The sequence below is a fragment of the Dactylosporangium maewongense genome (assembly GCF_039531485.1).
Taxonomy (GTDB): Bacteria; Actinomycetota; Actinomycetes; order Mycobacteriales; family Micromonosporaceae; genus Dactylosporangium; species Dactylosporangium maewongense.
The window spans coordinates 398,141-423,857 of sequence record NZ_BAAAQD010000009.1 but is presented as its reverse complement, the minus strand read 5'-3'; the positions used below and the strand labels follow the sequence as shown (position 1 = coordinate 423,857).

The following is a 25,717-nucleotide window of genomic DNA, read 5'->3' as shown; positions in this document are numbered from 1 at the left end:
CGGCGTTCACGAACTTCTGGGCGAAGCGTGCCAAGTATCCGACGTTCAAGTCCAAGAAGCGGTCGCGCCGCTCGGCGGAGTACACGACCAGCGCGTTCCGCTGGCGCGACGGCCGGCTCACCCTGGCGAAGATGACCGAACCCCTGGACATCGTATGGTCCCGGCCGCTGCCTGAGGGAGCTTCGCCGTCCACGGTGACCGTGTCCCAGGACACCGCTGGCCGCTGGTTCGTGTCGCTGCTCTGCGACGACCGGGTCGAGCCAGTCCCGGCCACGGGTGCGGTCGGTGTCGACGCCGGACTGAACAGCCTGCTCTGCCTGTCCACCGGGGAGAAGGTCACCAACCCCGGGCATGAGCGCCGCGACCGGGCCGCGCTCGCCCGAGCCCAACGCAACCTCGCCCGCAAGGAGAAGGGCTCCGCGAACCGGGCCAAGGCACGGCTGAAGGTCGCCCGCGTCCACGCCCGGATCACCGACCGCAGGCGTGACCACCTGCACAAACTGACCACTCGACTCGTTCGTGAAAACCAAACGATCGTGATCGAGGACCTGACCGTCCGCAACATGATCCGAAACCACAGCCTCGCCCGCGCTGTCTCCGACGCGGCCTGGCGGCAGTTCCGCACCATGCTCGAATACAAGGCCGAATGGTACGGCCGCACCCTGGTCGCCGTGGACCGCTGGTTCCCGTCGTCCAAACTGTGCTCGACCTGTGGTGCACTCGCTGAGCGGATGCCGCTGCACGTGCGGTCGTGGACCTGCCGGTGCGCGCACACCCACGACCGCGACGTCAACGCGGCCCGCAACATCCTCGCGGAGGGGCTCTCCGTGATCGCCTGTGGAGGCGGTGTAAGACCTCAACGAGAGTCCTCTCGGACGAGGCAGTCGCCGGTGAAGCAGGAACCCCCTGGGGTGACCCAGGGAATCCCCGCCCTTTAGGGCGGGGAGGACTGTCAACGCAGGATGTCCGAGAACTGCTCGTCGATGCGGCCCTTGATGTCGACCTTGCCGGGGATGAGCTGCAGCTCGGTGAACCCGTCGGCGATCTCCTGCAACTCGGTGCCGATGGCCGCGTCGATCGCGGCGAGCGGCTGGGCGCTGCGGTCCAGAGCGCGGCGGGCGACGTCCTCGGGGATGTTCAGCTCGGGTGCGAGGATCTTGACCCGCTCGTCGGGGTTGCCGATGCCCCAGTCGGTGACCTCGCGGTAGGTCTTGAGGAACTCGCGGATCTTCCCGGGCTTCGACTTCAGCGCCTGCGGCGACACGAGGATGTACTCGCGGTTGTTGGCCAGGCCGGTCGCGTCGGCGAGCACCTTCACGCCCGGCGTTTCGGCGAGGGAGAAGTACGGGTCCCAGATGATCCACGCGTCGACCTGGTCGTTGTCGAACGCGGGCCGGGCGTCGGCGGGCTTGAGGTAGTGCACGTCGATGTCCTTGATGGTCATGCCGTTGGCCTCGAGGAGGCGCACGAGCAGCCAGTTGACGTTGGACCCCTTGTTGAGCGCGACCTTCTTGCCCTTGAGGTCCTTGAAGGAGGCGTACCCCTTCGCGGCCTTGACGAGGACGGCTTCGCCCTTCGGCACCGGCTTCGAGGTACCGATGATCCTGAAGTCGATCTTGCCAGCCGCCGCGAAGATCGGCGGCGCCTCACCCACCTGGCCGATGTCGATCGCGCCGGCCTTGATGCCCTCGGTGAGCGCCGGCCCGCTCTCGAACAGCGACCAGGTCGTCCCGGCGGCTTCCGCCTTGCGCGCCTTGACCAGGCTGAGCCCGCCGAAGCGCTGGTACCCGACGCGCAACGGCTCCTCAGCCGCACCCGGCTGCGCGGCGGCCGGCTCCTTGTCCGCGGCACACCCGGTCAGGGTGGTGCCGAGCAGGACCATGACACCGGCCAGAACGACCGAGAGCCGACGCATCGATGACACTCCTCATTGACAGACGTGTACAGCAACATTCGAGCGGCACTATACCCACAACACCTACCGGTTGACTAGGGATTGATTGCCGGCGGCGCTGAGGTGCCGCACACTGCGACCGTGACCTCGCTGACCTCACCCGCCATCGCCCGGCCCTGGCGCGCGGGCACCGTCCCGCTCGCCGTGGCGGTTGCGCTGGTGCTGGCCTGGCTCACCGCCGCCCTCATCTGGGGCGACGGTTGGAGCCTCTCGGTGCGGGCCGGGGCATTGATGCTGCCGCCGGGGTTCTTCACCATCTTCACGCTCGGCTACCTCACGTGGAGTCTCGCGCGCTCCCGTCCGGTGGCCTTCGAGGTCCGCGACGGGGCCTTCGTCGTCCCGCCGGCCGACCAGCTGTCGGCGGCGTTCGCGACGTCCGTGCTCTCCGGCTCCACCGTCGTCGCCGGGATGCTGCTGTTCCACCGGTCGGAGGACACGCTCGGCGGGCTCGTCGCCGTCTGGTACATCAGCATCGCGCTCACGGCGGCGACCTTCGTGCTGCGCCTCCTCATGCGCGCCCGCGGCACCGGCCGGATGCTGCTACGCCCGGAAGGGCTGCTGATCACGTACGCCTACGGCAGCCGCGAGATCCCGTGGGAAGCGGTGTCGGGTGGCCCGTCACGGACCGGGCTCACGGAGCCGAGGCTGCGCATCGGCCGGCCGGACCTGGTGCGCGCCACCGGCCTCGCCCGCCACGGCGCGGTGAAGGCCTTCCTGCCCGTCTCCGACGCCTGGGTCCGGCGCGAGTTCCTGACCGACGCGATCAACTACTACCTGGCCGTCCCCGCCGCCCGGGTCAGCATCGGCACCGCCGAGGGGTACGTCCACCTGCGCCGCGTCCTGCGCGCCTGACGAACGCTTGTCGATGCTCGCACGGTTGCCGCACACTGCGACCGTGGCCTCGCTGACCGCACCCGCCGTCGGCCACCCCCGGCGCGCGGGCACCGCCGTCCTGGTGGCGGCGGTGACGCTGGTGCTGGCCTGGCTCACTGTCGTTCTCCTCTTGGGTGGCGGCTGGAGCGAGCCGGCGCGGGATGACGCCCTGGCACTTCCGCCGCTACTGTTCGCCATCGTCGCGTTCGCCTATCTCGCGTCGTGTCACCGGCGCCGCGGCCCGGTGGCCTTCGAGGTCCGCGACGGCGCCTTCATCGCCCCTCCGGCCGACCGCCTGTCGGCGGCGGCCGCGGTCGCGGCGCTCGCCGGCAGCACCATCGGCGCGGGCATGCTGCTGGTCGACGGACCGGAGAACATGCCGGGCAGCTTCGTCGCCGGCTGGTGCACCGTCACCGCGCGGTGAAGGCGTCCCTGCCCACGGCCGATGCCTGGGTCCTGCGCGAGTTCCTGGCCGACGCGATCAACCACTACCTGACCGATCCCGCCGCGCGGCAGAACATCGGCACCGCCCAGGGGTATGAGCACCTGCGCCGCGCCTTGTGCGGTTGACGAACGCTTGTCGATGCTTGCGCGATTGCCGCACACTGCGACCGTGACCTCACCGACGGCATCCGTCACCCCGCGCCCTCTCCGGTCCGCGGCGGTCGCCCTTGTGGTGCTGTCGGCGTCGGTACTGGTGTGGTACTCCGCCGCCCGGCGCTGGCACAACGCCTGGCACGAGAACGGCGTGGCCGGATACGCCGCCTTCCTCTTGCCGCCACTGGCGCTCGTCATCGGCGCGCTGATCGTCGAGGGGATCCTGAGAGCTCGGCAGCGGCCGGCCTCGTTCGAAGTCGCCGGCGGCGCATTCGTCGCACCGGCGGCCACCAGGGTGGCGGCGGCGAGCGCGGCGACGGTGCTCACCCTGGCGACCGCGAGCGCGACGCTGCACCTGCAGCCGATGCCCGACGACTGGTGGTCGCCCATCTCGGTGCGGTTCCACCGTGTCATCCTCGCGTGCCTGGTGGCCGGCTTCCTGGTGAAGGTCGCCGCGCTGGCCCGGCAGTCCGGGCGGATCGAGCTGCGCCCCGCGGGCCTGCGCGTCAGGTCCCTCTTCGCCGACCGCGACGTGTCCTGGGAGCAACTGGCGGCGAAGCCGAATACCTGGCCGGCAGACGAGGCATGGGTCCGCCGCGAGTTCCTGATCGCCGCGATCAACCACTACCTGGCCGATCCCGACGCGCGGGAGACCATCGGCACCGCCGAGGGGTATGAGGACCTGCGCCGCGTCCTGTGCGGCTGACGAACGCTTGTCGATGCTGGCGCGGTTGCCGCACACTGCGGTCGTGACCTCACCGAGCGCACCCGTCGCGCTGCGGTCCATTCGGGGTGCCATGGTCGCCGTCTGGGTGGCAGCCGCGCTGGCGGTGGCCTGGATCGCGGCGGCCGTGCGCTGGCACGAGACCCTCCTCCACGACATGGTGCTCGGCACCGGCGTCTTCTTCCTGCCGCCGACCGTGTTCGTCTTCGCCATGCTGGTCATCGGGTGGCGGCTGCAGCCGCAACGGCGCCCGGCCGCGTTCGAGGTCGACGGCGGTGCCTTCGTGGCACCGGTGGCCACGAAGTGGCAGGCGGTCAACGCCACGACCACGCTCTCCCACGCGACCGGCCTGGTTTGCACATACGGGTGGCAGGAGCCCGGTAACTACATCGACCTCGTGGTCCCGCGGGTCGGCATTCCGCTCATGGCGGTCCTGTTCCTGGTGCGGGTCGCCCGGCTCGCCCGCCGCTCCGGGCGGATCGAACTGCGGCCCGAAGGACTGCGGGTCACCTCCCTCTTCGGTGTCCGCGAGCTGCCCTGGGAAACGGTCGAGGCGGCACGGTACGGCCAGCCGACGCACACGCCCAACGACACCTGGGTCCGGCCCGAGTTCCTGGCCGGTGCGGTCAACCACTACATCGGCAACCCGGCCGCCCGGCAGGCGATCGGGACCGCTGCAGGATACGAACAGCTCCGGGCGAGGTGAGCATGGACGACGCGGTCGCTGGGGTCATCCGGCGGATGGAGGACGGGCTCGCCCGGCTCGCACCCGCCGACGCGCGGCGGCACTTCCACGGGACGTACCTGCGGACCACGCACGCGGTCGCGGCGGAGATCGAGCGGGGCGGGTTCCTCGACGCGGCGTGGCTGAACCGGTGGGACGTCGCGTTCGCCGAGCTGTACCTGGACGCGCTCGACGCGGACCTCGCGGGCGAGGAGGTGTCGCGGCCGTGGCGGATCGCGTTCGACACGGCGCGGGAGCGGCCGGGGCTGCCGGCGCTGCAGCACGTGTTGCTCGGCATGAACGCGCACATCAACTACGACCTGCCGCAGTCGCTGATCGCGGTGATCGGGCCGGCCGAGTTCGACGACGGCGAGCTGCGGGCCGCCCGGGAACGCGACCACACGCACGTCGACACGGTGCTGCTCGCACGGGTCGGGGCCGAGGAGGTGGAGGGTCGCGCCGCCGCCAGGCCGAGCCTGCTGGACCGGGTGCTGGCGCCGGCGAACCGGGCCGCGACCCGCCGGCTGCTCACCGAGGCTCGGGCCAAGGTGTGGCGCAACACCGCCGTGCTCGACGCCGCCAGGAGGCAGGGGCGGGAGTCGTACGACACCCGCATCCGCCAACTCGAAGACGCCTCGGCGGCGAAGCTGGCCACGCTCACCGCGCCGGGGCAGGTCCTGCTGCGCCTCGCCCGCACCGGATTCGGCGTCGTCATTCCAGGTGCTTAGGTGCGCCTCAGGGCAAACTCAGGGTCGGAGTGGCCGAAAGCCCTGACGCGGCAGGCGGGCCGGCGCACCACACTTGAGGGCATGACAGTCCGCCGCACCCTGCAGGCCGTCGGCGCCGCGCTCGCCGGTGCCGTCAGCGCTCCTGAGGCCGCCGCGCCGCCCGCCGACCCGCGCGAGGTCCGTGACCTCCTCGCCGAGATCGGCCTGCTGCACCCGCGCTCCCCCGTGTCCGACGTGCCGCTCACGCTGTGCCGGTTCCAGGCCAGGGCCGGGCTCACCATCGACGGCGTCGCCGGTCCGCGGACCGTGCAGGCGCTGACCCGGGCCGCCCGCGAGACCCGCCACATGCGCTCCCTCGGCCTGGCCGCGTAAGCAAGCCGAAGCCGCAGCCAGACGAACCCGCAGCCGGACGGCGTCACAGCCAGCCGTTGCGGCGCAGCGCCCGGTAGAGCAGCAGCCCGCTGCCGAACATCAGCGCCAGGGCGAAGAAGTAGCCGTAGTGCCAGTGCAGCTCCGGCATGAAGACGAAGTTCATCCCGTAGATGCCGGCGATCGCGGTCTGCAGCGCGGCGAGCGCCGCCCACGACGCGATCTTGCGCATGTCGTCGTTCTGGTCGATGGTGACCTGCGCCAGGCGGGCCTGCAGGATCGAGTTGAGGATGTCGTCGTAGTTGACGATCTGCTCCACGACCCGGGTCTGGTGGTCGTTGACGTCGCGGAAGTACCGGCGGATCTCCTTGGCCAGGGCGAACGTCTGCTTGTCCAGCAGCGTCACCAGCGGCCGCTGCAGCGGGACCGCCGCCGTGCGGAACTCCATCAGCTCCCGTTTCAGCTGGTAGACGCGTTCGATGCTGATGCCGCTGTCCCGGCGGAACACGGCCATCTCCAGGGCCTGCACGTCGCTGTCGATGGCGGTGACGATGGCCAGGTAGGCGTCGACGATCCGGTCGAGGATCGCGTGCAGCACCGCCCACGGACCCGCGGCCAGCTGGGCCGGGTTGGCCTCCAGGTCGTGCCTGGCGGCGCGCAGCTCACCGGCCTCGCCGTGACGCACCGTGACCACGAACTGGCGGCCGAGGAACACCCTGACGGACCCCGTGTCGATCACCTCGCTGGTCTCGGTCAGCTCCTCGTGCGGCACGTACCGGGCGGTCCGGGCGACGAAGAACGTCACGTCCTCGTACCGCTCGACCTTCGGCCGCTGCGGCATCGGGTTCAGCGCGTCCTCGACGGCCAGGGGGTGCAGCCCGAACACCTTCTCGGCCTCGGCGAACTGGTCCGGATCCGGTTCGTGCAGACCGATCCAGACGAACGCGTCCGGTCGGTCGCAGGCCCGCTCGTACAGTTCGGCGAGCGGCAGCTCGTCAGGCTGCCGGACGCCGCCGACGTACAGCGCGCAGTCCACGACCGCCGGCCGAGTGTCCAGTTTCACCGCAGAAGCACCTTTCGTCCGGGCGTGACGGTTCGCGGGGGCTACTGGTTGCGTACCCACCCCGGTTCGTCCATGAACACCCGCCCGACCAATGACCGGCCGCTGCTCGGATCACCCGAAGCGACGTCCGGCTGTCCAGTCACCGGCCAGTCGGGTGGTCCCTCCACCTGGACAGAGGTTCACGGACCGTCACGGCGGACCGTATCGTCGGCAGCATGGCAGCTCTCACCTTCGCGGTGGACCGACTCGCTGCCGCGACGGTGCTGACGTGTCACGGCGCGCTGGTCGCGGCCAGCGCAATGCAGCTGGAGACCGCACTCTCCCAGCTGCTGCTGCGCCCCGAGCCCAGGATCGTGATCGACCTGGCGCAGGTCACCGCCATCGACTGCACCGGCGTGATGATGCTGCGCGTCACCGCGGGTATCGCCCTTGAGCAGGGCGGATCGCTGGTCCTGGCGATGCCGGCGCCGGTGGTCGTCCACACGCTGCGTGAAGGCGGGACGCTGTCCACGATCCAGACGTACCGGACGCTGGAAAGCGCTCTCGCCGCCGACCCGCGCGGCCTGGTCACCGACGCGGACGCCGCCGCCCAGGCGACCGCCACCCCGTGGCCGATGAACTCGGACCGCCGCCGCAGCGCCTGACGCACCACGGCAGCGACAAAAACCGCGATCGAAAATGCGGCTCAGCTGGGCTCGCCGCGGTAGGTGCCGAACGACCAGCGGTTGCCCTCGGGGTCGCGGACGATGAAGTCGCGGGAGCCGTAGTCGGTGTCGGTGAGCTCCATGACGACCTCGGCGCCGGCGTCGACCGCGCGCTTGTAGAGGGCGTCGGGGTCGTCGGTGACCACGTAGGCGCCGAACGTGCCGGGCCGCAGCGGCCACCTGTCGCCGTCGGCGTCGCGGACGCTGCCGAGCATGATGCCGCCACCCGGCGGCCAGGCGAGCTGGGCGTGGTCGACGCGGTCGCCGTCGCCGTGCACCACGACCTCCCGGAAGCCGAAGGCGTCGACGAGGAACCGGATGAGGGCGCGGGCGTCGGTGGCGCGCAGGGTCGGCCACACCTGCGGTGCTGGTGTCGTTGTCATGCGGCCCAGTCTGCCGACCACGGCACGTCCGGGTCTTGGACGTTTCGGAACGGTGGTAGCCGCTCCTCGGCGAGCCACCGCGCCGGCGGCAGCCCGGCCAGGGCGCTGAACTCCCGGGTCAGGTGCGCCTGGTCGTAGTACCCGCAGCCGGCCGCGACCGCGGCGAGGGAGTCCGCGCCCTCCTGCATGCGGCGGCGGGCGGCGTCGAAGCGGGCGACCCTGGCCGCCGCCTTCGGTGCCAGGCCGATCTCCTCGTTGAACCGTCTGCTGAGGTACCGCCCGCTCCACCCGACCTCCCGGGCCACCGCCGCGGCGGTGACGGTGCCGCCGCGCAGCAGCCGCCATGCGTGCACGACCTCCGGCGCGGGCAGCACCGGGTCGGTGAGTCTCGTCGCCAGCATCTCGTCGACGATCTGGAACCGCTCGGCCCAGGTGTCCACCGCACGCACCCGGTCGCGCAGCAGGTCGATGAACGGGCCGAAGACGTCCGTGGCGACGACGTCCAGGGACGCGAGCTCACCGGCGGGCAGGCCGAGCAGGGCGCGGGTGCCGAGCGGCGACAGGCCGATCTGGATGCCGGACTGCCGGCCGTCGTGCACGATCGTCGCCGGCGTCGTGTGCAGCCCGCCGAGCAGCGTGTCGTACACCCCCGGCGGGGTCTGCGCCGAGGGGTGCGCCGCGACCTGCAGCGGGTCGTCGAGGGTGACGATGAGCGTCAGGGTCGGTGACGGCAGCCCCCGGTGCACGGCGGGCGCGGCCCCGGTCTCGCGATAGCCGCTGTACCAGGTCGCGAACGGTCGCACCCGCGGCCCGGCGGGGCGGCGCACGTACTCCGACAGCACCCCGTCACCGTAGCGCCTTCTCCAGCTCCGCCTTCGTCATCCGGGAGCGGCCCTTGACGTTCTTGCGCCTGGCCTCCTCGTAGAGCTGGTCCCGGGTGCGGCCGGCGGGGCCGGTGGTCCGGGCGCGCAGCGCGCCGCGCTGTGCCGACGACATGTCCTGCGTCGACGTGCGGCTCGCCGTGCGCGACTCGCCGGCGCGGGCCCGTTCCTTGTTCACCACACGGGCCGCGATCTCCTCGGCGACCTCCTCGGAGCGGCCCTGGGCCAGCTGCTGACGCTTGACGTGTCCGTACTGCCGTTCCCGCTTGGCGCTCCACACCTGCTGCGGCATGACGGTCCCCCAATCACAGGAATTCGCGCTTGTACAGGTCGATGAGCTCGGCGTAGTGCGGTCCGACGTTCGCCACGTACACCTCGTCGAAGCCGGCGTCCTCGTACTGCTTGAGCTGCGCCGCCTGCTTCGCCGGGTCCGGCCCGCAGGCGATCGCCTCGCGGGTCATGTCCGGCGTGACCAGCTGCGATGCCTGCTCGAAGTGCTTCGGCGACGGCAGCACCTGCGACAGCTCGCCGGGGACGCTCGCGTTGGCCCACAGTTCATGCGCGATCCGCACCGCGGCGTCCTCGCTCGGCGCGTAGCAGGCCTTGAAGCCGCCCTGCACCGGCTTGTCCCCGCCGCCGCCCCTGCGGAACGCCTCGACGTGCTCCGCGACGGGCGCCACGGACATGAACCCGTCCGCGATCCGCCCGGCGAGCTCCAGGGCCTTCGGCCCGAACGCCGACATGTACACCTTCGGCGGGGTCTCCGGGCGCGTGTACACCTGGGCCTGCTCGACGGTGTAGTGGGTGCCGCGGTGGCTGACGAACCCGCCCTCCCACAGCTCCCGCATCACGGCGACGGCCTCGTCGAGCATCTCCAGGCGCTCGGCCGCGCCCGGCCACGCGTCGCCGTGGATGTGCTCGTTGAGCGCCTCGCCGGTGCCGACGCCGAGGACGAACCGGCCCTCGTGCAGGACCGCGCTCGTCGCCGCGGCCTGCGCGACGACCGCCGGGTGGATGCGCATGATCGGGCAGGTGACCGCCGTCGTGACCGGGATCGTGACGACCTGGCTCAGGGCGCCGATCACCGACCAGACGAACGGGCTCTGCCCCTGCGCGTCGTTCCACGGATGGTAGTGGTCGGAGATCCACAGCCCGGTGAAGCCGGCGTCCTGGGCGAGCTTCGCCTGCTCGACCAGCTGCGCCGGGGTGTACTCCTCGCAGGACAGGAAGTAGCCGACTCGCATGCCCTCACCCATACCCAGCCCGCCACGATCGACGCACGAGCGTCAGGACATGGCGTGCAGCCGGTCCACCAGGCGCTTGAGCTCCGCCAGGTGCTCCGGCGGGTAGACCCGGCCGGCGGGGTCCACGACCCGCTGCACCGGCTGCAGCAGCCGCCACGCCTCGGCGACGTCGCCGAGCTGGGCCAGGGCCTGCGCGTCGAGCCAGTCGCAGTAGTCGCGGGCGACGCCGGCGCCGCGCAGCTGCGCGGTCAGCACCAGCACCGCCTCATCCATGCCGGCGCCGAGCAGCAGCCGGGCGAGCGCGTCGGTGCCGAGGACCCACTGCCGGGTGCCGGGCGCCAGCTCCCGCAGCGTCTCGAACGCGTCGACGGCGTCCTGTGTGCGGCCCGCCCCGACGAGGCTGCGCCCCAGGTCCAGCAGGATGTCCGCGACCCGCACCGGGTCCCGGGCGCCGTCCGCGGAGCCGTCGGCGATCCCGTCCAGCATCGCCTGGGCCAGCTCGACGTTGCGTTCGGCCTTGCTGCGCCGTTCGTCCGGGTCCGCGTACCCCTGATGCTCCAGGCGGATCGCATCGCGTGGCGCCGACGGCCACTCCGCGATCCCGATCCCCTGCACAGTGCCCGTCGCCTGCAGGTGCCCGGTGCCGACGCCGGTGCCGTGCCCGCGGTCGACGAACACGTCCGGCGCGGCGCCGCCGGCGATGCGGACCAGGTGCTCGTGCACCCGCCCCTGCCACCGCAGCTGCGCCGGGCGGAAGAGCCGGGCGGTGCGGAACGTGTAGGGCAGCTCGTCGTGGGCGTTGTCGATGTCGACCAGCAGCGCGTCGGCGGTCGTCGCGGCCAGGACCTCGCGGAGCTTGCCGGGCACGGCGACGGCCCGGTCGTCGGCGTCGATGCTGAGCACCCAGTCCGCCGGCGTCCACGGGGCGCCGCGGGCGGCGGCCGCCTCGGCGAGCGCGGTGTTGCGGGCGGCGGCGAAGTCGCCGGTCCAGGTGCCGTGGCTGACGACGGCGTCGAGCGCGGCCGCGATGGCCGGGGTGTCGTCCTTCGAGCCGGTGTCGTGCACGTGGATGAGGTCGACGACCCCACGCAGCGACGTCAGGCACCGGTCCAGCATGGCGGCCGAGTCACGCACGATCAGCACCGCGGCAAGGTTCACCTCCGCCCGATCGGCGGCCGTCCGGCCGACCTGAGCGTTTACCTGCGCGAGGCACCATAGATGGATGGCGATCGAAAGTGCCGACCCGGCGGACGATCTCGCGGTCCCCTACTGGTTGACGGCCACCGCCGAGGCGGCGTCGGCGTCGTTCGGCCGGATGGTGCGCCGACTGCCGGGGCTGCTGCTGCAGGCGTGGCGCCTGGCGTGGCGGACCGACCGGCGCACCACCGCCGTCGTCGTGGTGGGCAACCTCGCCGCCGGGGTCGCCTCCGGCGTCGGCCTCGTCAACGTCGTCGGCGTCCTCGACGGGCTGCTGCGCGAGGGCCCCACCCCCGACCGGATCCGCGCCGCCGTGCCGTCGCTGCTGGTCATGGTCGCCGCCGGCGCCGCCCGCACGCTGCTGGCCGCGGCGGCGACCGCGGCACAGGGCAGGCTGTCGCCGCAGGTGTACGAGGCGGCCGAGCTGCGGCTGCTGGAGCTGACCACCCGGGTCGACCTGGCGACGTTCGACGACGCGGACTGGCGCGACCGGATGCAGCGGGCCCGCGACCGCGGCATCGACGCCGCGCAACGGGTCGTCGACCACGCCATCGAGCTCGGCACCAACGTCGTGTCGCTCGCCGCGGCCGCCGGGGTCCTCGCCGTGCTCCACCCGATCCTGCTGCCGCTGCTGGTGCTCGCCGTCGTGCCGAACTTCTGGGCCGCCGTGCGCTCCGCCCGCCTCGGGTACCGCCAGCAGCTGCGCCTCATCGCCGTGTGGCGGCGCAAGTGGATGCTGTCGGAGCTGCTCGCCGAGCGGGACCAGGCCGGCGAGCTGCGCGCGTTCACCCTGCAGCGGTACCTGCTGGCCGAGGTCCGGCGCCTCCTCGACGCGGTGACCCGCGAACAGATCAAGGTGTCGTCCGCGCAGGTCCGCACCAACCTCATCGGTCACGCGCTCGGCGCGCTCGCTACCGGCGCCGCGTACGCCGCCCTCCTCGGGCTGCTGCTGACCGGCCGGATGGACATCGCCGTCGGCGGCGCCGCGGCGTACGCGATCAGCACCGGCATCAACGCGCTCACCCAGGTCGCGTTCGCGGTGAACCACCTCTACGAGCAGGGCCTCTACTTCGGCGACTACGAGTCCTTCCGCGCGCTCGCCACCGCCCGCTCCGAGCCCCTCGACCTGCCGCCCGCGCCGGCCGGCTTCGAGACGCTGACCCTGGACGGCGTCACCTTCACCTACCCCGGCGCGCAGCGGCCCGCGGTGTCCGGCGTGAGCCTGACCATCCGCCGCGGGCAGACGATCGCGCTCGTCGGCGAGAACGGGTCCGGCAAGTCCACCCTCGCGAAGCTGCTCGCCGCGCTGTACCGGCCGGACAGCGGCGTCATCGCGTGGGACGGCGCCGACCTGGCCGGGCGCGACCCCGACAGCGTCCGGGAGCACGTCGCGGTCGTCATGCAGGACCCGACCAACTGGCCGCTGTCCGCGGCGGAGAACATCACGGCCGGCCGGCACGACCGGGTCACGACCCAGGCCGAGATCGAGGCCGCCGCCGGCCGCGGCGACGCCCACGACTTCATCGTGGAGCTGCCCCGCCAGTACCAGACGCTGCTGTCCAGGCACTTCAACGACGGTGCGGAGCTGTCCGGCGGCCAGTGGCAGCGCCTCGCGATCGCCCGCGCGTTCTTCCGCGACGCGCCGCTGCTGATCTGCGACGAGCCGACCGCGAACCTCGACGCCCGCGCCGAGCACGCCGTCTACGGCCGGCTGCGGGAGCTCGCCGCCGGGCGGACCGTGGTGCTGATCACGCACCGCATGGCGAGCGTCCGGGAGGTCGACCGGATCTTCGTCCTCGACCACGGCGCCCTGGTCGAGGAGGGCACGCACACCGAGCTGACCGCCACCGGCGGCCTCTACGCCCAGCTGTACGCCCTGCAGGCGACCGCGTATCAAGGGAATGAAACGTCTGTCCAAACGCTTGACCACAAGATGTGACCGTGAACCCCGCCCGAGCTGCCGCTCATGAACTCAGACTTGTGCTCGTCCTCGGCTCGCTCATCGCGATCGGCCCGCTGACCATCGACATGTACCTGCCGGCGCTGCCGAGCATCACCGGCGATCTGCACACCACCTCGACGGCGGTGCAGCTCACCCTCACCGGCACCCTCGCGGGCCTGGCGCTCGGCCAGCTCGCCATCGGCCCCTGGTCCGACGCGGTCGGCCGCCGGCTGCCGCTGCTCGCCGGGCTCGTCCTGCACGTGCTCACGTCGGTCGCCTGTGTGTTCGCCCCCAACGTCGGCGTCCTCGGCGGCCTGCGGGTGCTGCAGGGCCTCGGCGTCGCCGCGTCGTCGGTCGTCGCGATGGCGATCGTGCGCGACCTGTTCAGCGGCGCCGCGTTCGCCCGCCTGTTCTCCAGGCTGATGCTGGTCATGGGTGCCGCCCCGATCCTCGCGCCCACCCTCGGCAGCGCCGTGCTGCGCTGGACCGAGTGGCGCGGGGTCTTCGTGGTGCTCGCCGTGTTCGGGGTCCTGCTCAGCACCCTGGCGGCGCTCGCCCTACCCGAGACCCTCCCGCCGGCCCGCCGCCGCTCCGGCCGCGTCACCGGCGTCCTGCGCGTCTACGGCTCCCTGCTGCGCGACCGGATCTTCGTCGGCCTGGTGCTCGTGGCGGGCTTCGCGATGGCGGCGCTCTTCGCCTACGTCGGCGGCTCCTCGTTCGTCCTGCAGCAGGTGTACGGACTGAGCGAAGCGCAGTTCGGGCTGGCCTTCGGCGCCGGCGCCGTCGGACTGATCGGCGGCACGCAGTACAACGTGCGGCTGTTGCGCCGGTACTCGCCGCAGCGCATCCTCGTGTCGGCCCTGGCGGGTGGCACGCTCGCCGGAGCGGTCATGGTCCTGCTGGCCGCCACCGGCCTCGGCGGGCTGCCCGCCCTGCTGGCGGCGCTGTGGGCGGTCCTCACCGCGGCGGGCCTGGCCCTGCCCAACGCCCCGGCGCTCGCCATGTCCCGCCACGGCGAGGCGGCGGGGACGGCGGCGGCGCTGCTCGGGGCGGTCCAGTTCGGGGTCGGCGCGGTCGCGGCCCCGCTGGTCGGCGTGCTCGGCACCGGCGCGACGGCGATGGCGGTGGTGATCGCCGGCGGCATGCTCACCGCGACCGTGACGCTGTTGCTGGTCGTCCGCCCCGGCTCCCTGCCGGTGACCGCGGACGACGCCACGGAGCCGGCCCTGGCCGCCGCCCACTGACCACGCCGTTGATCGAATGACGGATCCGGTCGTGATGACGGCCGGATCCGTTGTTCGATCATGCACGGCTCGTGGCAGCGGCCGGCGACGATGGTGGTCAGCGGCCGGCGGCGGCGTGGTACTGGTCGACGATCTCCTGCTTGATCCGGCCCCGGTCGGAGACCTGGTAGCCGGCGCCCAGCGCCCACTCGCGGATGGCCCGGTTCTGGTCGCGGTCACCCCGGCTGGCACCCCGCCCGCGGCCCGAACCGGACCGGGCCGCGGGCGCCCCGCCACGCCCGACCTTCGTGCCAGCGGAAATGTAGGGCTTCAACGCGGCGCGCAGTTTCTCGGCGTTCTTCTTCGACAGGTCGATCGCATACTGCACGCCGTCGAGGCCGAACTGCACGCTCTCGTCGGCCGGCTTGCCGTCCAAGTCGTCGATCAGTTCTTGAATGACGCGCTTGGCCATGACGGCGCCTCCTCGGCAACGGAAACGGGTGACGGCGGCGACCGAACGGCTGCCATCGCAGAAAATAGTATCGCCCATTCTGCGGATTTGAAGTCCGCTCGGTTTCAAATAGGCACGATCACCGATCGTGTCGGTCCAATTACGACCCGGGTGGGTCGCTGCGCCCGATCCCGGCATCGGCGAGACTCTACCCATGACGAACACTTCCACACCCGATTGGGGCGACCTGCTCACGGGCCAGTTGGCGTTCTACTGGGACGCGCATCTGCGACCCAGGCTGGACGGCCTCACCGACGAGGAATATTTCTGGGAACCGGTGGCGGGCTGCCTGTCGGTCCGCCCGGACGCCGACGGGAATTACCGCGTCGAGCCCGGCAGCCGCGACGCGGACCCGGCGCCGGTCACGACCATCGCATGGCGCATGATGCACATCGCCGTCGGTTGTTTCGTGATCCGGAGCAGCACGTTCTTCGGCGACGGAAGTGCCGGCGAGGGTGCCGACATGTTCGACCCGCGGCACGTGCCGGCGGATCTGCCGCACACCGCGGAGGATGCCGTCGCGTTCCTGGACGCCAGTTACCGCGAGTGGCACGGGCACGTTTCCGCACTCGACGAGGCCGCACTGAGCGCGCCATTGGGACCGAAGGGCGCCTATTTCTCCGCGGACCCGATGGCGGCCCTGATCGCGCACGTCAACCGCGAGACGATGCACCACGGCGGCGAGATCGGAGTGCTGCGGGACCTGTTCCGGGCGACCGGCGCGGCACAACGCACCGACCGGCTCGCCGCGACGAGTTCGTGACATCGATCCAGGGCCCGGTCTGGAAGACTTCCGGGCATGTCGACGATCGATGGCCTTCTTTCCGTTCGGTCCGTGCTGCGCGCGCAGCACCATGACCGGGGCACGCTCGACCGGTTGACCCTGGCCGGGCTGCGGGACGCGCTCGACCACGCGCGCGCCCGCGTCCCGGCCTACGGCGGCGACCGGTACGACATCGGAACCCCACACGACTTCGCCGACTTCGCGCGCCTGCCCATGCTCCGCAAGGCCGACGTGCTCGCGCTCGGTGAGGACCGGTTCCGCGACCCGGCCTACACCCGCGACGCCGTCACCGTCTACACCACCAGCGGCACCAGCGGGCAGATCCTCGAGGCGTGGCACGACCCCGCCAACTACGCCCACGACCGCGCCTGCAACATCCGCCGCTTCGCCGCCGCCGGCGGGCGCTACCGGCCCTGGTCGCGCCTGGTGCACTTCAAGCCGTTCCCGCTCGACACCGCGTGGTACCAGAAACTCGGCATCTTCCGCCGCGCCGTCGTACTCAGCGCGCTGCCCGTCCGCACCAGGGTCGAGCACCTGCTGCGCGAGCGCCCGCACGCGGTCATCGGATATCCGGTGCTGCTCCGCGACCTGCTGCGCGGCATGCGCCCCGCCGAGCTCACGACGCTGCGCCGCACGCTGCGCGCCGTCTTCACCGAGTCGGAGCTGCTGACCCCCGAGGTCCGCCACCAGCTCACCGAGGGCTTCGGCGTGCCGATCTTCAACGAGTACTCCGCCTACGAGCTCATGCACATCGCGTACGACTGCGCCGAAGGCCAGCTCCACGTCGCCGAGGACCGCGTCCACGTCGAGATCGTCGACCCCGACGGCCACCCCGTCCCCGACGGCACCGAAGGCCACGTGGTCGTCACCGGCTGGCGCGAGCGCGCGATGCCGCTGCTGCGGTACTGGCTCGGCGACCGCGCCACCCGCCACACCGGCCACTGCGCGTGCGGCAGGACCTTCGCCCGCCTGCACCTGGCCAAGGGCCGCGCCGACGACTACGTCGTCCTCCCCGACGGCGAGCGCATCTACGCCGGCACCTTCATCGGCATGGCCATCAGCACCCCCGGCGTCGCCGAGTGCATGGTCCGCCAGGACTCCGCCGGCAACATCACCATCTTCCTCGTCCCCGACGGCCGCGCCGACCGCGGCTTCGACGACCTCGCCCGCGAGGCCCGCGCCTGGCTGCACACCACCGCCGGCCGCCCCTTCGACCTCGACGTCCGCCACGCCGACGCGCTGGAGCTCACCGCCGGCGGCAAGGGCCGCTTCGTCGTCTCAGAGTTCCAGCGGTGACCCCCGCCGGCGACATCCTGACGGGGCGCCTCCTGCTGCGCCGCCCCGCGGTCGGTGACGTCGACGCCATCCTCGACGTCCACCGCGACCCGCTCGCCTGCCTGCACAACCCGGGCGACCGGCTGCGGACCCGCTCCGAGGCGCTCGAACGCCTGCACCACTGGACGACCCACTGGGACCGCCACGGTTTCGGCTACTGGACCGTGCTGACCGCGCCGGCCGCCGCACCCCCGGCACTGGTCGGCTTCTGCGGCCTCAAGTTCATGCCACTGCGGGGCGAACCGGCGCTGAACCTGTTCTACCGCCTCGCACCCACCGCATGGCACCAGGGCTACGCCACCGAGGCCGCGGCGGCCGCCGTCGCCTGGGCCGCCCAGCACCGCCCGGACCTCCCCTTGGTGGCCCGCGTCCGCCCGGCCAACGTGGCGTCCCAGCGCGTCGCCACCCGCATCGGCCTGCACCGCGCCCCACACCTGGACCACGGCGGCGAGGACGGCCCCGACCTGCTCTACCAGGCCACCCACGCACTCAGCCCGGCGTGACGCTCAACCCCCACCACCTTCGCCCGGCGCGCACCACCCAGCCGGTCCGCGCCGGGCGAGGTGGGGATCAGGCCGTCACGGCACCGTGCTGGGGGACGAGGTGTGCGCCGAGGTCGGACTTCAGCTCGGACATGCCCTTACCCAGGATCATGCCGCGCGCCCCGCGGTCGACGACGCGCTCCACGAGGCGGCGGAACAGGTCGAAGTACAGGTGCCGCCGGCCGCCGTCCTCCACGGGCAGCGCACCCCACGACAGCCAGACCGGCCAGACCGGGTCGTCCAGGATCGTCGCGGCGCCGAGGAGCCGGCCGGCGGCGTCGCGGTACGCCACGATACACACGTCGGCACGGCCGGCCACCGACGCCTGCCACACCTCCGAGCGGGGGCCACTGCGCAGCTCGACGCTGCCGGCCGCGTGCTTGGCGAAGTTGAGCCGGGTCAGGTGGGCGAGCTCCGCCGGGGTGACGACCTCGCCGACCCTGCCCGTGCGCACCTGAAGGTCCGGGTCGGCGGCGACGAGCCGCTGGGTGCGGCGCACGCTCGCCCGGCGCTTCTGGCCCAGGCCGGCCAGCCACGCGTCGACCGACTCCGGTGCGTCCAGCACAGCGAGTGGTTCGGTGTCTCTGGTGTACCGCGGCCACGGCAGCCACGCGTCGTCGCCCTCGCCGAGCTGCCGCCACAGCGCCCCCCGGACGCCCGGCCCGAGGGTCCGCCGGGCCGCGCGGCGGAACGCGCGCACCAGCGACGCCCGCTCCTGCACCGCGGGCGACGCGAACCAGAATCCCGGCACGGCACTGCTCTGCGGCGCCTGCACGTGCAGATACCCAACCCGGGGAAACCCGGGTGCGGAGGCTCCGGCGGCACTGCGGCGCGGCGCCACCACCGACGCGGCGACCAGGCCCACCGGACCCTCCACATCGGACAGGACCGCGAGCAGCACCGGGTCGGCGCCGGAGAGCACCCCGGCCCGCATGACCGGCCAGGCCCAGTTGGCGCGCAGGCCGGCGCGGGCGCGCAGGGCCTCCCAGTCGGCCGGCTCCGGGTCGGTTACCGGGTCGTGCAGTCCGACCGTCAGACCCTCCCTGACAGCTGTCACATCTACCATCATGATCCCCCGTGTGGAACTGTGCGACGCCACCTTCCACTGAGGCCGGCGTCGAGACTCAGGGCGCTCGCTCCGGCGGACAGCAGCAGCGCCGCCATCGCGCCGGACGAGGCGGCGTGCGGGACCAGTACCGCCGCCGAAACCGTGACGACGACCAGCCCCACGGCCGCGGCGGCCGCGGTGAGGCGGGGCGAGCGGCCGTCGGTGTTCTCCACCAGGTAGCCGGCGTAGGCGACGAGCGCGAAGAGCGGCGTCTCCAGGCAGGTCAGCAGGGTGAGCAGCAGCGTGCCCGGCGCCAGGAACGCGACCAGCGGCACGCCCGGCAGGCAGAGCAGCACCGCGAACCGCAGGATCCGCCGCGCCTTCGCCCGTCCCGCCCGGCCCGCGGGGCCGCGCAACCGCAGCGACGTCACCGGTTGGCGCAGGCGCAGCAGGTACGTGAGCGCCGCCGAACAGAAGCCCGACGCGGTCACGGCGACGTAGAAGGGGCCGCTCTCGGTGCCGTGGCCGGCGATGCGCAGGATCAGGTAGCACACGGCGAGGCTCAGGCTGGCGATCAGCTCGGGCAGGCCGAGCAGGACGCAGGTCCGCAGCACCAGCCAGGCGACCCGGCGGCGGCGCACGGAGGTCCCGACACCCCGGGCGCCACGGCCCGCCACCGACCAGCCGGACGGTAGGCGCCACAGCAGGACCGCGGAGGCGGTGAGGGCCGCCGCCGCCAGCATGGTGAGCTGCCACAGCGGCGGCCACGCGAAGTGGAACGTGACGGCGGACAGGGTCAGCAGCGCGCCGGTCATCGCGGCGAACGTGACCGCGTCGGTGCGGGGGTGGCCGCGGACCCGGTGCAGGCCGACGGCGAGCTGCAGCAGGCCGAGCGCGGCGGACCACAGCAGCGCGGCGGCGACCACCCGCAGCTGGTCGCGCCCCGACAGGAACGCGGCGGCGAACGCGACCGCCGCCACCGTGACCGGCACCGCGGCGACCCGCAGCACGACCCGGGCGATGTACCCGCCGAGGCGGCGGGTACGGGGCACCAGTTTGAGGGCGGCCTTCTCGCCGCTGGAGGCGACGAACACCGTCCACGCCGACACGCCGACGGCGCCGGCGTAGTCGGCGAAGCGGGCCGCGCCCCACGGCACGGCGAGCACCAGCGGCGCGAGCTGGCTGGTCGCCCGGAACGCGCCGCGGCCGGCGAACAGCGCCAGCATCATCCCGCCGCCCGGGGCGGTGGTGCGCGGCTCGGCCTCCGGTGCGAGCAGGGTCATGAGCGGTCGGCGAGGAAGTCACCGCCGCGGGCGGTGTCACGGCGGGCCGGCCCGGCACCCGCGGGCGGGCCCACCAGGCGCGGCGGGGACGGCCAGCACAGCACCGCGACGGCGGCGACGAGGTGGGCGGCGATGAAGACGTACGCCTCCGTACGACTCGCGACGTGGCCGAGCCGGACCGTCATGTGGTCGGCCCAGTCCCACCGCTGCGGCACCGGCTGCCCGCGCCACAGCCAGAACGACAGGTCCTCCAGCCCTGACAGCATGACGAGGATGCTCGCGTAGCAGATCCGGCGCACGGTCGCCGCCGCCGAGCCGCCCAGTCGCTGGTGCAGCCCGAACGCGAGGATCAGCAGCGGCGCGAGCACCCGGACCAGCGAGTAGAAGCCCTCGAAGTCGTCCGCGATGACCCGGTCGAACATGCGCGGGACGAAGCCGCAGAACACGGCCGTGAACGTGAGGACCCCGACGACCTCGGGCAGCCGCCACCGGCGCAGCCACACCGGGTCCAGCGCGGCGATGGTCTCCGTGGCGAGGACGAACGGCAGCAGGTACGCCAGGAACAGCCACAGCGAGTCGAGCTGCTTGCCGTCCGGGGCGAGCGCCACCAGCAGCACCCCGGAGACCAGCGTGGCGGCGACGAGGCCGAAGAAGCGCTTCACGGCCGCACCTCGAAGCGCACCGTCGACAGCAGCCGGTCGGCGGCGGCGCGCAACTGTTCGGGGGTGTCGGCGGTCAGCAGGGCGTAGCCGAGCTTGCTGGTGAGGTCGATCGTGGAGGTGACGGCCCGGCCCGGCTCGGCCAGCAGCGCGATCCTGAGCACCTCCGGCCAGGTGCGCGCCTCCTCGACGCCGTGGATCGCGGCGAGGGTACCGGTGTCCGCCGCGTTCAGCAGCTGCACCATCACCGGGTGCGGCACCGTGGCGGGCGGGACCGGTGGCAGCGGCGCGCCGACGGCGACGCTGATCGACGCCTCGATCGGGTCGACGCCGTAGCAGTGCTTGGCGAGCTCGCCGAGGGGGTCGCCGCCGGTGCGGGCGCCCATCTCGATGAGCCGGGGCCGGCCGTCGGCGTCGACGACGAGGTCGAGGTTGAGCGGGCCGCGGCGGTAGCCGAGCCGGGCGCAGATCGCGTCGACGTCGGCGATGATCGCGTCGTGGGTGCCGTCGGGGACGCCGGCGGGCAGCAGGTGCGCGGTGGTGGTCGCCTGCGGCGGCGGGGTGAGCCGGCGTTCGGTGAGGGCCATGAAGACGACCCGTCCGCCGTCGATGACGCATTCGCAGCCGCAGTGCTGCCCCTGGACCTCTTCCTCGATGACGATCCCGGCGCCGTACGAGAAGCGTTCCGCCTCGGCGATCGCGGCGTCCACTGTGGACTCGTCCGGGCAGCGGGTCACGCCGCGGCTGCTCTGCGCGTCGGCGGGCTTGACCACGAGCGGGAACGTGAGGCCCGCGCCGCGCCAGTCGGCGCCGTCGATCCAGCGGTAGCCGGGCAGGCCGAGCTCGTCGCAGACGGCGCGGAAGCGGCGCTTGTCCACCGACGCCGCGACGGTCTCCTCGGTGAGGCCGCACGGCAGCCCGAACCGTTCGGCGAGCGCGAGCTGCGTCGGCAGTGCGATGTCGCTGCTGGGGGCGAGGATCCCGGCGACGTCGGTGCGCCGGCGCACGATCTCGCTGAGGGCGGCGACGTCGCGGGTGCTGACGGGCAGCAGCTCGTCGGCGAGCGCGACGGCCGGCGCGGTGTCGCGCAGGTCGACGGCGATCGTCCGGAACCCGAGGGCCCGGGCGGTGCGGTAGGTCGCCATCGCACCGTCGGCGGCGCCCAGGATCAGCAGGCTTTTCATGCGGCGTCTCCACGCTGTACGGGGATGTGCGGCACCGCTCTGGCGCCGGGGAACAGCTCGTCGGCGGCGTCGACCGGGATCGACGCCTCGCGGATGTAGAACATGGCGGGGCGCGGCTGCGCGTCGGCGACGAGCACCGTGTAGCGGAGCATGACGGCGGCGCCGGCGAGCGCGACACACTCGGCGAGCAGCGCGCCGCCGATCGCGGGCGCGACGCCGACCCAGCCGGCGAACGCGGTGGCCGACAGCCCGGCCGTCACGAGCGCGGCGAGCAGCAGCACGATCGCGACCCAGTGCACGGCGCGGCGGGAGAAGGCGACGTACAGCTCCAGCGCGTGCCCGATGAGCCGCCCGAGGCGGAACTTCGACGTGCCGCGAGTGCGTTCCCGGTGCTCGACCGGCACGGTCGCGATCCTCGACGTGAGCAGCGGCACGGTGGCCAGGAAGTACGGCGTGCCGAGGCGCAGCCCGACGACCCGCCGGGCGAGCTCAGTGCGCAGCACCCGGAACGTGGTCGCGCCGGGCGGGATACGGATGCGCAGCCGCCGGCCGAGCCAGTGGTAGCAGGCGGCACCCCACCTGCGGTGCCACGGGTCGTGCCGGGTGCGCCGCACCCCGAACACGGCGTCGAAGCCCTCCAGGGCCCGCTCCACCAGCAGGTGCACCTCGGTCGGCGGGAACTGCAGGTCGGCGTCGAGGTGCACGAGCCACGGCTTCCGCGCGTACTTGTACCCGGCCGAGAACGCCGCCTCGAAGCCGAAGTTGCGGCTGAACGACAGGTACTGGACGCGGTTGTCGGCGGCGGCGAGCCGCTGGATCTCCGCGAGCGTGCCGTCGCCGCTGCCGTCGTCGACGAAGAGGATCTCCAGGTCGTAGCCGCCGAGCGCGGCCACGATCTCGGCGTGGGTCTGCGCGACGCTGTCCGCCTCGTCGTAGCAGGGCACGACGGCGGTGAGGCCTAACGGGTGCATGGGACCGGCGGGTTCAGCGGGCGGCGAGCGCGAGCGGCTCGGGGGCCGTCCAGTGCTCGCCCTGGGTGGCGATGAACCAGTCGACGGTGCGCTCCAGGCCCGTCTCGAGCGACACGAGACCGGCGGGGTCGATGCCGACGGCGCGCAGCGTCTCGGCGTTCGCGCTGACGACGGCGCCGGCCTGCTCGCCGGGGCGCATCGGCAGGTCCACGATCTCGACCCGCGGGTAGCCCTTGCGCTCGCACTGGTCGATGACGATCTCGGCGACGTGGCGGATCGTGGTCGACGAGACGGGGCCGCACTCCACCACGTGGTCCAGGACGGTGCCGGCCTCGGCGGCCTCGAACGCGGAGACGAGCGCCTTGGCGACGTCGCCGACCCAGACCATGTCGGAGACCTGGTGGCCGCCGCCGTAGAGCTCGACCGGCATCCCGCACAGGGCGCGGCAGACGACCGCCGGGGTGATCTTGCGGACCTTGCCGGGTCCGAACGGCGCGGCGGCGAGCTGGCGCGGCCCGTACGCGTTGACGGCGCGCACCACGTTGACCCGGCTGCCGCGGTCGGCGTTGAACATCGACACGAACCGCTCGACGGCGGTCTTGGAGATGGAGTAGCTGTTGTTCATCCAGTGGTTGCCGACCCCGATGTAGACGCCCGGCAGCTGGTACTGGGTGACGGCCTCGAGGAAGTTCAGCCCGCCGACGAGGTTCGTCTCGGCGGCCGGGCGCGGGTTCAGGATCGTCTCCTGGGTGCCGAGCACGGCGGCGAGGTGGATGATGCCGTCACAGTGGGCGGCGAGCTCGACCATGGCGGTCGCGTCGCGGATGTCGCCGAGCATCACCTCGCGCTCGGGCGCCTCCGCACGGCGCCGGGCGTGCGCGTGGTGATCGAATACCAACGCCTCATGTCCTCGTGCCTCGATCTCCTCGCAGACGTACCGCCCGATGAAACCATTACCCCCGGTCACGCCGATCTTCATTGGCCGTTTCCTATCACTCGATGGGCGGGTCCTCGCCCACGGCAGGCTTCGGCGGCTCCCTCCACGGGGTGGTGCCCCGCGCTGGAACGCCGTTGAACAGCACAAACACGATGCGGACAGCGATCTTCGCCACGAGTGATCGAATCCTCACGCCGCGGTCGCAATCTACCGTCCAGGCGCCAGTGATCACAGTCCGAGGGGAAAGATTTATTGACTCAGTCGTATGTGAGGCATCGTTTTGCCGACGTTGCCCCCGATCCGGCGGAATTTACGTGAAGCGATGGTTTTGGCGCCTCTCACGAACGGCGACACCTCCCGGAACGCTGTGATCCCTGGCAAAACCCTGGCAAACGCTCCGCCCCACACGGAGGTGGTCGAAGTTGACCCCGTCGGGCCGAGCGGTGCCCGGCTGCACGGCACCACGGATGGAGCACATGTGACCTCGATCAGCGGCATCAGCGGCATCTCGGGCTCGTTCGCCGGCCAGCGGACGGCGCTGCGACCCCCACCGCCACCGAAAGACGGCCAAGACCCGATGAGCGCGGTGTCCAAGGCGCTCGGCCTGTCGGGCGACCAGCTGAAGTCCAAGCTGGACAGCGGACAGAGCCTCACCGAGGTCGCGGAGGAGCAGGGCGTCTCGCACGACGACCTGATCGCCGCGATCAAGGCCGGCAAGCCGGCGAGCGCGGCCACCTCGGTCTCCGCGTCCGTCGAGAAGGACGACGACGCCGTCGCCGAGCGGATCGCGGCGCAGAAGGGCACGCCCGGCCCGCCGCCCGGCGCACCCCGCGGCGGCGCCGCCGGCCTGTCGGACGAGTCGAAGCTGCAACAGCTCAGCACCCTGCTGGAGACCGACAGCGGTTCCCTGCGCGGCAGCAGCGCCACCGAGGTCGTGAAACGCATGCAGGACAAGGGCATCGACCTGTCCCGGCTCCGCTCGGTCCTCGACAGCGGCGACCTGGTCGACTACGCCGCCTGACCCTCGCCCCCGACAAGCAGCCGCTCGGTGAGCTCCATCAGCCGGGCGGCTGCCGCGGCGTCCAGGGTCGGGAAGTCCGGCGGGAGGCGCCGGTCCCGGTCGACCGCGGTCAGCGCGTCCGCCGGCGGCTCGTCCACGAACCCGTGGATCGGCCCCACCGAGGCGGCCACCGGCCGGGCCGCCAGCGACGCGACCGCGAGCAGCCCCCGGACCACCGGCGGCAGACCCGAACGGTCGCCGCTGCGGGTGAAGCCCGGGTGGTAGAGCACGTACCGGGCGCGGCTGCCGGACCGTTGCGCGAAGCCCGCGCCGAGCAGGTCGTTGGCGCGCCCGGCCTGCAGCTGCGCCCGTACCGTGGAATAGCCGGTCGACAGCTGCGGGTCGGCCCATTGCACGGCACCCTTGGTGACCCCCACGCCGGCGACGTTGACGATCACCGGGTGCTCGGCGCGGTCCAGGGCCGGCCGCAGACCGAAGCTCAGCAGGTACCGGCTGACGTAGTACAGCGCGAAGGTGCGTTCGAGACCGTCGGCGGTCACCTCGCGCCGCGCCGACACGGCGTTGGCGAACAGCGCGAGGGCGTCGACCACCGGGTGCGCGGCGAGGACCTCCTCGACCACCCGCCGGTTCTCCGCGACGCTGCTCAGGTCCGCGGGCAGGAACGTGATCGCGCCGCCCGCCATCGCCTCGCCCCGGCCGCGGTCGCGCCCCACGACGACGACCCGGTCGCCGCGCTCGGCGCGCCCGAGGGCGAACGCGCGCCCCATGCCGTTCGTGCCGCCACTGACCACGACCACGCCCATCTGCGCCCCCACTACCGTTGGTTGCCGACGGGC

The 25,717-nt window shown here is 72.6% G+C and carries 30 protein-coding genes; 15 read left to right on the top strand and 15 right to left on the bottom strand.

Annotated elements, in window-relative coordinates; genetic code table 11:
* Nucleotides 1–938, top strand: a 938-nt coding sequence (locus ABD332_RS24615) for an RNA-guided endonuclease InsQ/TnpB family protein (protein WP_344504438.1), incomplete at its 5' end; no start/stop codon positions are given.
* Nucleotides 939–952: 14 nt separating this feature from the next.
* Here the strand turns inward: ABD332_RS24615 and ABD332_RS24610 are convergent.
* Nucleotides 953–1,915, bottom strand: a complete 963-nt coding sequence (locus tag ABD332_RS24610; RefSeq protein WP_344504437.1) for an aliphatic sulfonate ABC transporter substrate-binding protein — start codon at nt 1,913–1,915, stop codon at nt 953–955.
* Between the two features lie 120 nt (nt 1,916–2,035).
* On the opposite strand from ABD332_RS24610, the gene ABD332_RS24605 reads away from it, so the two are divergent.
* From ABD332_RS24605 to ABD332_RS24575, 7 genes are all read left to right on the top strand, one after another.
* Complete coding sequence (locus ABD332_RS24605) at nt 2,036–2,806, top strand: hypothetical protein (RefSeq protein ID WP_344504436.1); 771 nt, start codon at nt 2,036–2,038, stop codon at nt 2,804–2,806.
* 43 nt (nt 2,807–2,849) lie between these two features.
* Entirely contained in the window at nt 2,850–3,251 is a 402-nt protein-coding gene (locus ABD332_RS24600; RefSeq protein ID WP_344504435.1) for a hypothetical protein, read from the top strand.
* Entirely contained in the window at nt 3,248–3,397 is a 150-nt protein-coding gene (locus ABD332_RS24595; RefSeq protein ID WP_344504434.1) for a hypothetical protein, read from the top strand. Before ABD332_RS24600 ends, ABD332_RS24595 begins: the two co-directional genes overlap by 4 nt.
* A 43-nt stretch (nt 3,398–3,440) precedes the next feature.
* A complete protein-coding gene (locus ABD332_RS24590) occupies nt 3,441–4,130 on the top strand; it encodes a hypothetical protein (protein WP_344504433.1) in 690 nt (229 codons plus the stop codon).
* A gap of 43 nt (nt 4,131–4,173) precedes the next feature.
* Nucleotides 4,174–4,854: a hypothetical protein gene (locus tag ABD332_RS24585; protein ID WP_344504432.1), complete on the top strand. Its 681-nt coding sequence runs from the start codon at nt 4,174–4,176 to the stop codon at nt 4,852–4,854.
* A 2-nt stretch (nt 4,855–4,856) separates the two neighbouring features.
* Entirely contained in the window at nt 4,857–5,600 is a 744-nt protein-coding gene (locus ABD332_RS24580; RefSeq protein WP_344504431.1) for a DUF5995 family protein, read from the top strand.
* 81 nt (nt 5,601–5,681) lie between these two features.
* Complete coding sequence (locus ABD332_RS24575) at nt 5,682–5,972, top strand: peptidoglycan-binding protein (RefSeq protein WP_344504430.1); 291 nt, start codon at nt 5,682–5,684, stop codon at nt 5,970–5,972.
* Between the two features lie 43 nt (nt 5,973–6,015).
* On the opposite strand, the gene corA is transcribed toward ABD332_RS24575, so the two are convergent.
* Nucleotides 6,016–7,032, bottom strand: coding sequence for a magnesium/cobalt transporter CorA (corA, locus tag ABD332_RS24570; RefSeq protein WP_344504429.1), 1,017 nt, complete (start codon nt 7,030–7,032; stop codon nt 6,016–6,018).
* A 215-nt stretch (nt 7,033–7,247) separates the two neighbouring features.
* Here corA and ABD332_RS24565 point away from each other — a divergent pair, with 215 nt between their 5' ends.
* On the top strand, nt 7,248–7,676 hold the full coding sequence (locus ABD332_RS24565) for an STAS domain-containing protein (protein ID WP_344504428.1): 429 nt from the start codon (nt 7,248–7,250) through the stop codon (nt 7,674–7,676).
* 41 nt (nt 7,677–7,717) lie between these two features.
* On the opposite strand, the gene ABD332_RS24560 is transcribed toward ABD332_RS24565, so the two are convergent.
* From ABD332_RS24560 to ABD332_RS24540, 5 genes are read right to left on the bottom strand one after another with little or no spacing between them, the layout of a single operon-like run.
* Nucleotides 7,718–8,119 carry a VOC family protein gene (locus tag ABD332_RS24560; RefSeq protein WP_344504427.1) on the bottom strand — a complete coding sequence of 134 codons (402 nt, stop codon included), beginning with the start codon at nt 8,117–8,119 and terminating at the stop codon, nt 7,718–7,720.
* Complete coding sequence (locus ABD332_RS24555) at nt 8,116–8,961, bottom strand: helix-turn-helix domain-containing protein (RefSeq protein WP_344504426.1); 846 nt, start codon at nt 8,959–8,961, stop codon at nt 8,116–8,118. The genes ABD332_RS24560 and ABD332_RS24555 overlap by 4 nt, the downstream gene beginning before the upstream one ends.
* A gap of 4 nt (nt 8,962–8,965) precedes the next feature.
* The gene (locus ABD332_RS24550) at nt 8,966–9,292 is read right to left on the bottom strand and encodes a plasmid stabilization protein (protein ID WP_344504425.1); all 327 of its coding nucleotides are present in this window, start codon (nt 9,290–9,292) and stop codon (nt 8,966–8,968) included.
* 13 nt (nt 9,293–9,305) lie between these two features.
* The gene (locus ABD332_RS24545; protein ID WP_344504424.1) at nt 9,306–10,244 is read right to left on the bottom strand and encodes a TIGR03557 family F420-dependent LLM class oxidoreductase; all 939 of its coding nucleotides are present in this window, start codon (nt 10,242–10,244) and stop codon (nt 9,306–9,308) included.
* 42 nt (nt 10,245–10,286) lie between these two features.
* Nucleotides 10,287–11,387 carry a glycosyltransferase gene (locus ABD332_RS24540; protein WP_344504423.1) on the bottom strand — a complete coding sequence of 367 codons (1,101 nt, stop codon included), beginning with the start codon at nt 11,385–11,387 and terminating at the stop codon, nt 10,287–10,289.
* 79 nt (nt 11,388–11,466) lie between these two features.
* Here ABD332_RS24540 and ABD332_RS24535 point away from each other — a divergent pair, with 79 nt between their 5' ends.
* Nucleotides 11,467–13,380: an ABC transporter ATP-binding protein gene (locus tag ABD332_RS24535; protein ID WP_344504422.1), complete on the top strand. Its 1,914-nt coding sequence runs from the start codon at nt 11,467–11,469 to the stop codon at nt 13,378–13,380.
* 2 nt (nt 13,381–13,382) lie between these two features.
* Complete coding sequence (locus tag ABD332_RS24530) at nt 13,383–14,627, top strand: multidrug effflux MFS transporter (protein WP_344504421.1); 1,245 nt, start codon at nt 13,383–13,385, stop codon at nt 14,625–14,627.
* A gap of 97 nt (nt 14,628–14,724) precedes the next feature.
* Here the strand turns inward: ABD332_RS24530 and ABD332_RS24525 are convergent, their stop codons facing one another.
* Nucleotides 14,725–15,078 carry a histone-like nucleoid-structuring protein Lsr2 gene (locus ABD332_RS24525; protein ID WP_344504420.1) on the bottom strand — a complete coding sequence of 118 codons (354 nt, stop codon included), beginning with the start codon at nt 15,076–15,078 and terminating at the stop codon, nt 14,725–14,727.
* A 127-nt stretch (nt 15,079–15,205) separates the two neighbouring features.
* Here ABD332_RS24525 and ABD332_RS24520 point away from each other — a divergent pair, with 127 nt between their 5' ends.
* The 3 genes from ABD332_RS24520 to ABD332_RS24510 are packed head-to-tail and all read left to right on the top strand — an operon-like array spanning nt 15,206 to nt 17,739.
* Nucleotides 15,206–15,880, top strand: coding sequence for a DinB family protein (locus tag ABD332_RS24520; protein ID WP_344504419.1), 675 nt, complete (start codon nt 15,206–15,208; stop codon nt 15,878–15,880).
* 36 nt (nt 15,881–15,916) lie between these two features.
* A complete protein-coding gene (locus ABD332_RS24515; RefSeq protein ID WP_344504418.1) occupies nt 15,917–17,197 on the top strand; it encodes a phenylacetate--CoA ligase family protein in 1,281 nt (426 codons plus the stop codon).
* Nucleotides 17,194–17,739 carry a GNAT family N-acetyltransferase gene (locus ABD332_RS24510; protein WP_344504417.1) on the top strand — a complete coding sequence of 182 codons (546 nt, stop codon included), beginning with the start codon at nt 17,194–17,196 and terminating at the stop codon, nt 17,737–17,739. Before ABD332_RS24515 ends, ABD332_RS24510 begins: the two co-directional genes overlap by 4 nt.
* Nucleotides 17,740–17,806: 67 nt before the next feature.
* Here ABD332_RS24510 and ABD332_RS24505 read toward each other — a convergent pair whose 3' ends face one another.
* Genes ABD332_RS24505 through ABD332_RS24480 form a run of 6 tightly spaced genes read right to left on the bottom strand, consistent with a single transcriptional unit; the run spans nt 17,807 to nt 23,890 of the window.
* Nucleotides 17,807–18,835, bottom strand: coding sequence for a GNAT family N-acetyltransferase (locus ABD332_RS24505; protein WP_344504416.1), 1,029 nt, complete (start codon nt 18,833–18,835; stop codon nt 17,807–17,809).
* An 8-nt stretch (nt 18,836–18,843) separates the two neighbouring features.
* Entirely contained in the window at nt 18,844–20,109 is a 1,266-nt protein-coding gene (locus tag ABD332_RS24500; protein WP_344504415.1) for a hypothetical protein, read from the bottom strand.
* Nucleotides 20,106–20,771, bottom strand: a complete 666-nt coding sequence (locus ABD332_RS24495; RefSeq protein ID WP_344504414.1) for a hypothetical protein — start codon at nt 20,769–20,771, stop codon at nt 20,106–20,108. The genes ABD332_RS24500 and ABD332_RS24495 overlap by 4 nt, the downstream gene beginning before the upstream one ends.
* Nucleotides 20,768–21,952: an ATP-grasp domain-containing protein gene (locus tag ABD332_RS24490; RefSeq protein WP_344504413.1), complete on the bottom strand. Its 1,185-nt coding sequence runs from the start codon at nt 21,950–21,952 to the stop codon at nt 20,768–20,770. Before ABD332_RS24490 ends, ABD332_RS24495 begins: the two co-directional genes overlap by 4 nt.
* Complete coding sequence (locus tag ABD332_RS24485; protein WP_344504411.1) at nt 21,949–22,923, bottom strand: glycosyltransferase family 2 protein; 975 nt, start codon at nt 22,921–22,923, stop codon at nt 21,949–21,951. The genes ABD332_RS24490 and ABD332_RS24485 overlap by 4 nt, the downstream gene beginning before the upstream one ends.
* A 13-nt stretch (nt 22,924–22,936) precedes the next feature.
* Nucleotides 22,937–23,890 carry an NAD-dependent epimerase/dehydratase family protein gene (locus tag ABD332_RS24480; protein WP_344504410.1) on the bottom strand — a complete coding sequence of 318 codons (954 nt, stop codon included), beginning with the start codon at nt 23,888–23,890 and terminating at the stop codon, nt 22,937–22,939.
* A gap of 448 nt (nt 23,891–24,338) precedes the next feature.
* On the opposite strand from ABD332_RS24480, the gene ABD332_RS24475 reads away from it, so the two are divergent.
* Nucleotides 24,339–24,881: a hypothetical protein gene (locus ABD332_RS24475; RefSeq protein WP_344504409.1), complete on the top strand. Its 543-nt coding sequence runs from the start codon at nt 24,339–24,341 to the stop codon at nt 24,879–24,881.
* Here the strand turns inward: ABD332_RS24475 and ABD332_RS24470 are convergent.
* A complete protein-coding gene (locus tag ABD332_RS24470; RefSeq protein WP_344504408.1) occupies nt 24,869–25,684 on the bottom strand; it encodes an SDR family NAD(P)-dependent oxidoreductase in 816 nt (271 codons plus the stop codon). The two genes, ABD332_RS24475 and ABD332_RS24470, sit on opposite strands and share 13 nt — an antisense overlap.
* Nucleotides 25,685–25,717: the final 33 nt, after the last annotated feature.

Excerpts from the sequence above, each read along its gene's own strand:
- ABD332_RS24610 (WP_344504437.1), bottom strand. The coding sequence starts at position 1,915 with ATGCGTCGGCTCTCGGTCGTTCTGGCCGGTGTCATGGTCCTGCTCGGC.
- ABD332_RS24580 (WP_344504431.1), top strand. The coding sequence starts at position 4,857 with ATGGACGACGCGGTCGCTGGGGTCATCCGGCGGATGGAGGACGGGCTC.
- ABD332_RS24575 (WP_344504430.1), top strand. The coding sequence starts at position 5,682 with ATGACAGTCCGCCGCACCCTGCAGGCCGTCGGCGCCGCGCTCGCCGGT.
- ABD332_RS24565 (WP_344504428.1), top strand. The coding sequence starts at position 7,248 with ATGGCAGCTCTCACCTTCGCGGTGGACCGACTCGCTGCCGCGACGGTG.
- ABD332_RS24560 (WP_344504427.1), bottom strand. The coding sequence starts at position 8,119 with ATGACAACGACACCAGCACCGCAGGTGTGGCCGACCCTGCGCGCCACC.
- ABD332_RS24550 (WP_344504425.1), bottom strand. The coding sequence starts at position 9,292 with ATGCCGCAGCAGGTGTGGAGCGCCAAGCGGGAACGGCAGTACGGACAC.
- ABD332_RS24545 (WP_344504424.1), bottom strand. The coding sequence starts at position 10,244 with ATGCGAGTCGGCTACTTCCTGTCCTGCGAGGAGTACACCCCGGCGCAG.
- ABD332_RS24535 (WP_344504422.1), top strand. The coding sequence starts at position 11,467 with ATGGCGATCGAAAGTGCCGACCCGGCGGACGATCTCGCGGTCCCCTAC.
- ABD332_RS24525 (WP_344504420.1), bottom strand. The coding sequence starts at position 15,078 with ATGGCCAAGCGCGTCATTCAAGAACTGATCGACGACTTGGACGGCAAG.
- ABD332_RS24515 (WP_344504418.1), top strand. The coding sequence starts at position 15,917 with ATGTCGACGATCGATGGCCTTCTTTCCGTTCGGTCCGTGCTGCGCGCG.
- ABD332_RS24500 (WP_344504415.1), bottom strand. The coding sequence starts at position 20,109 with ATGACCCTGCTCGCACCGGAGGCCGAGCCGCGCACCACCGCCCCGGGC.
- ABD332_RS24490 (WP_344504413.1), bottom strand. The coding sequence starts at position 21,952 with ATGAAAAGCCTGCTGATCCTGGGCGCCGCCGACGGTGCGATGGCGACC.
- ABD332_RS24485 (WP_344504411.1), bottom strand. The coding sequence starts at position 22,923 with ATGCACCCGTTAGGCCTCACCGCCGTCGTGCCCTGCTACGACGAGGCG.
- ABD332_RS24470 (WP_344504408.1), bottom strand. The coding sequence starts at position 25,684 with ATGGGCGTGGTCGTGGTCAGTGGCGGCACGAACGGCATGGGGCGCGCG.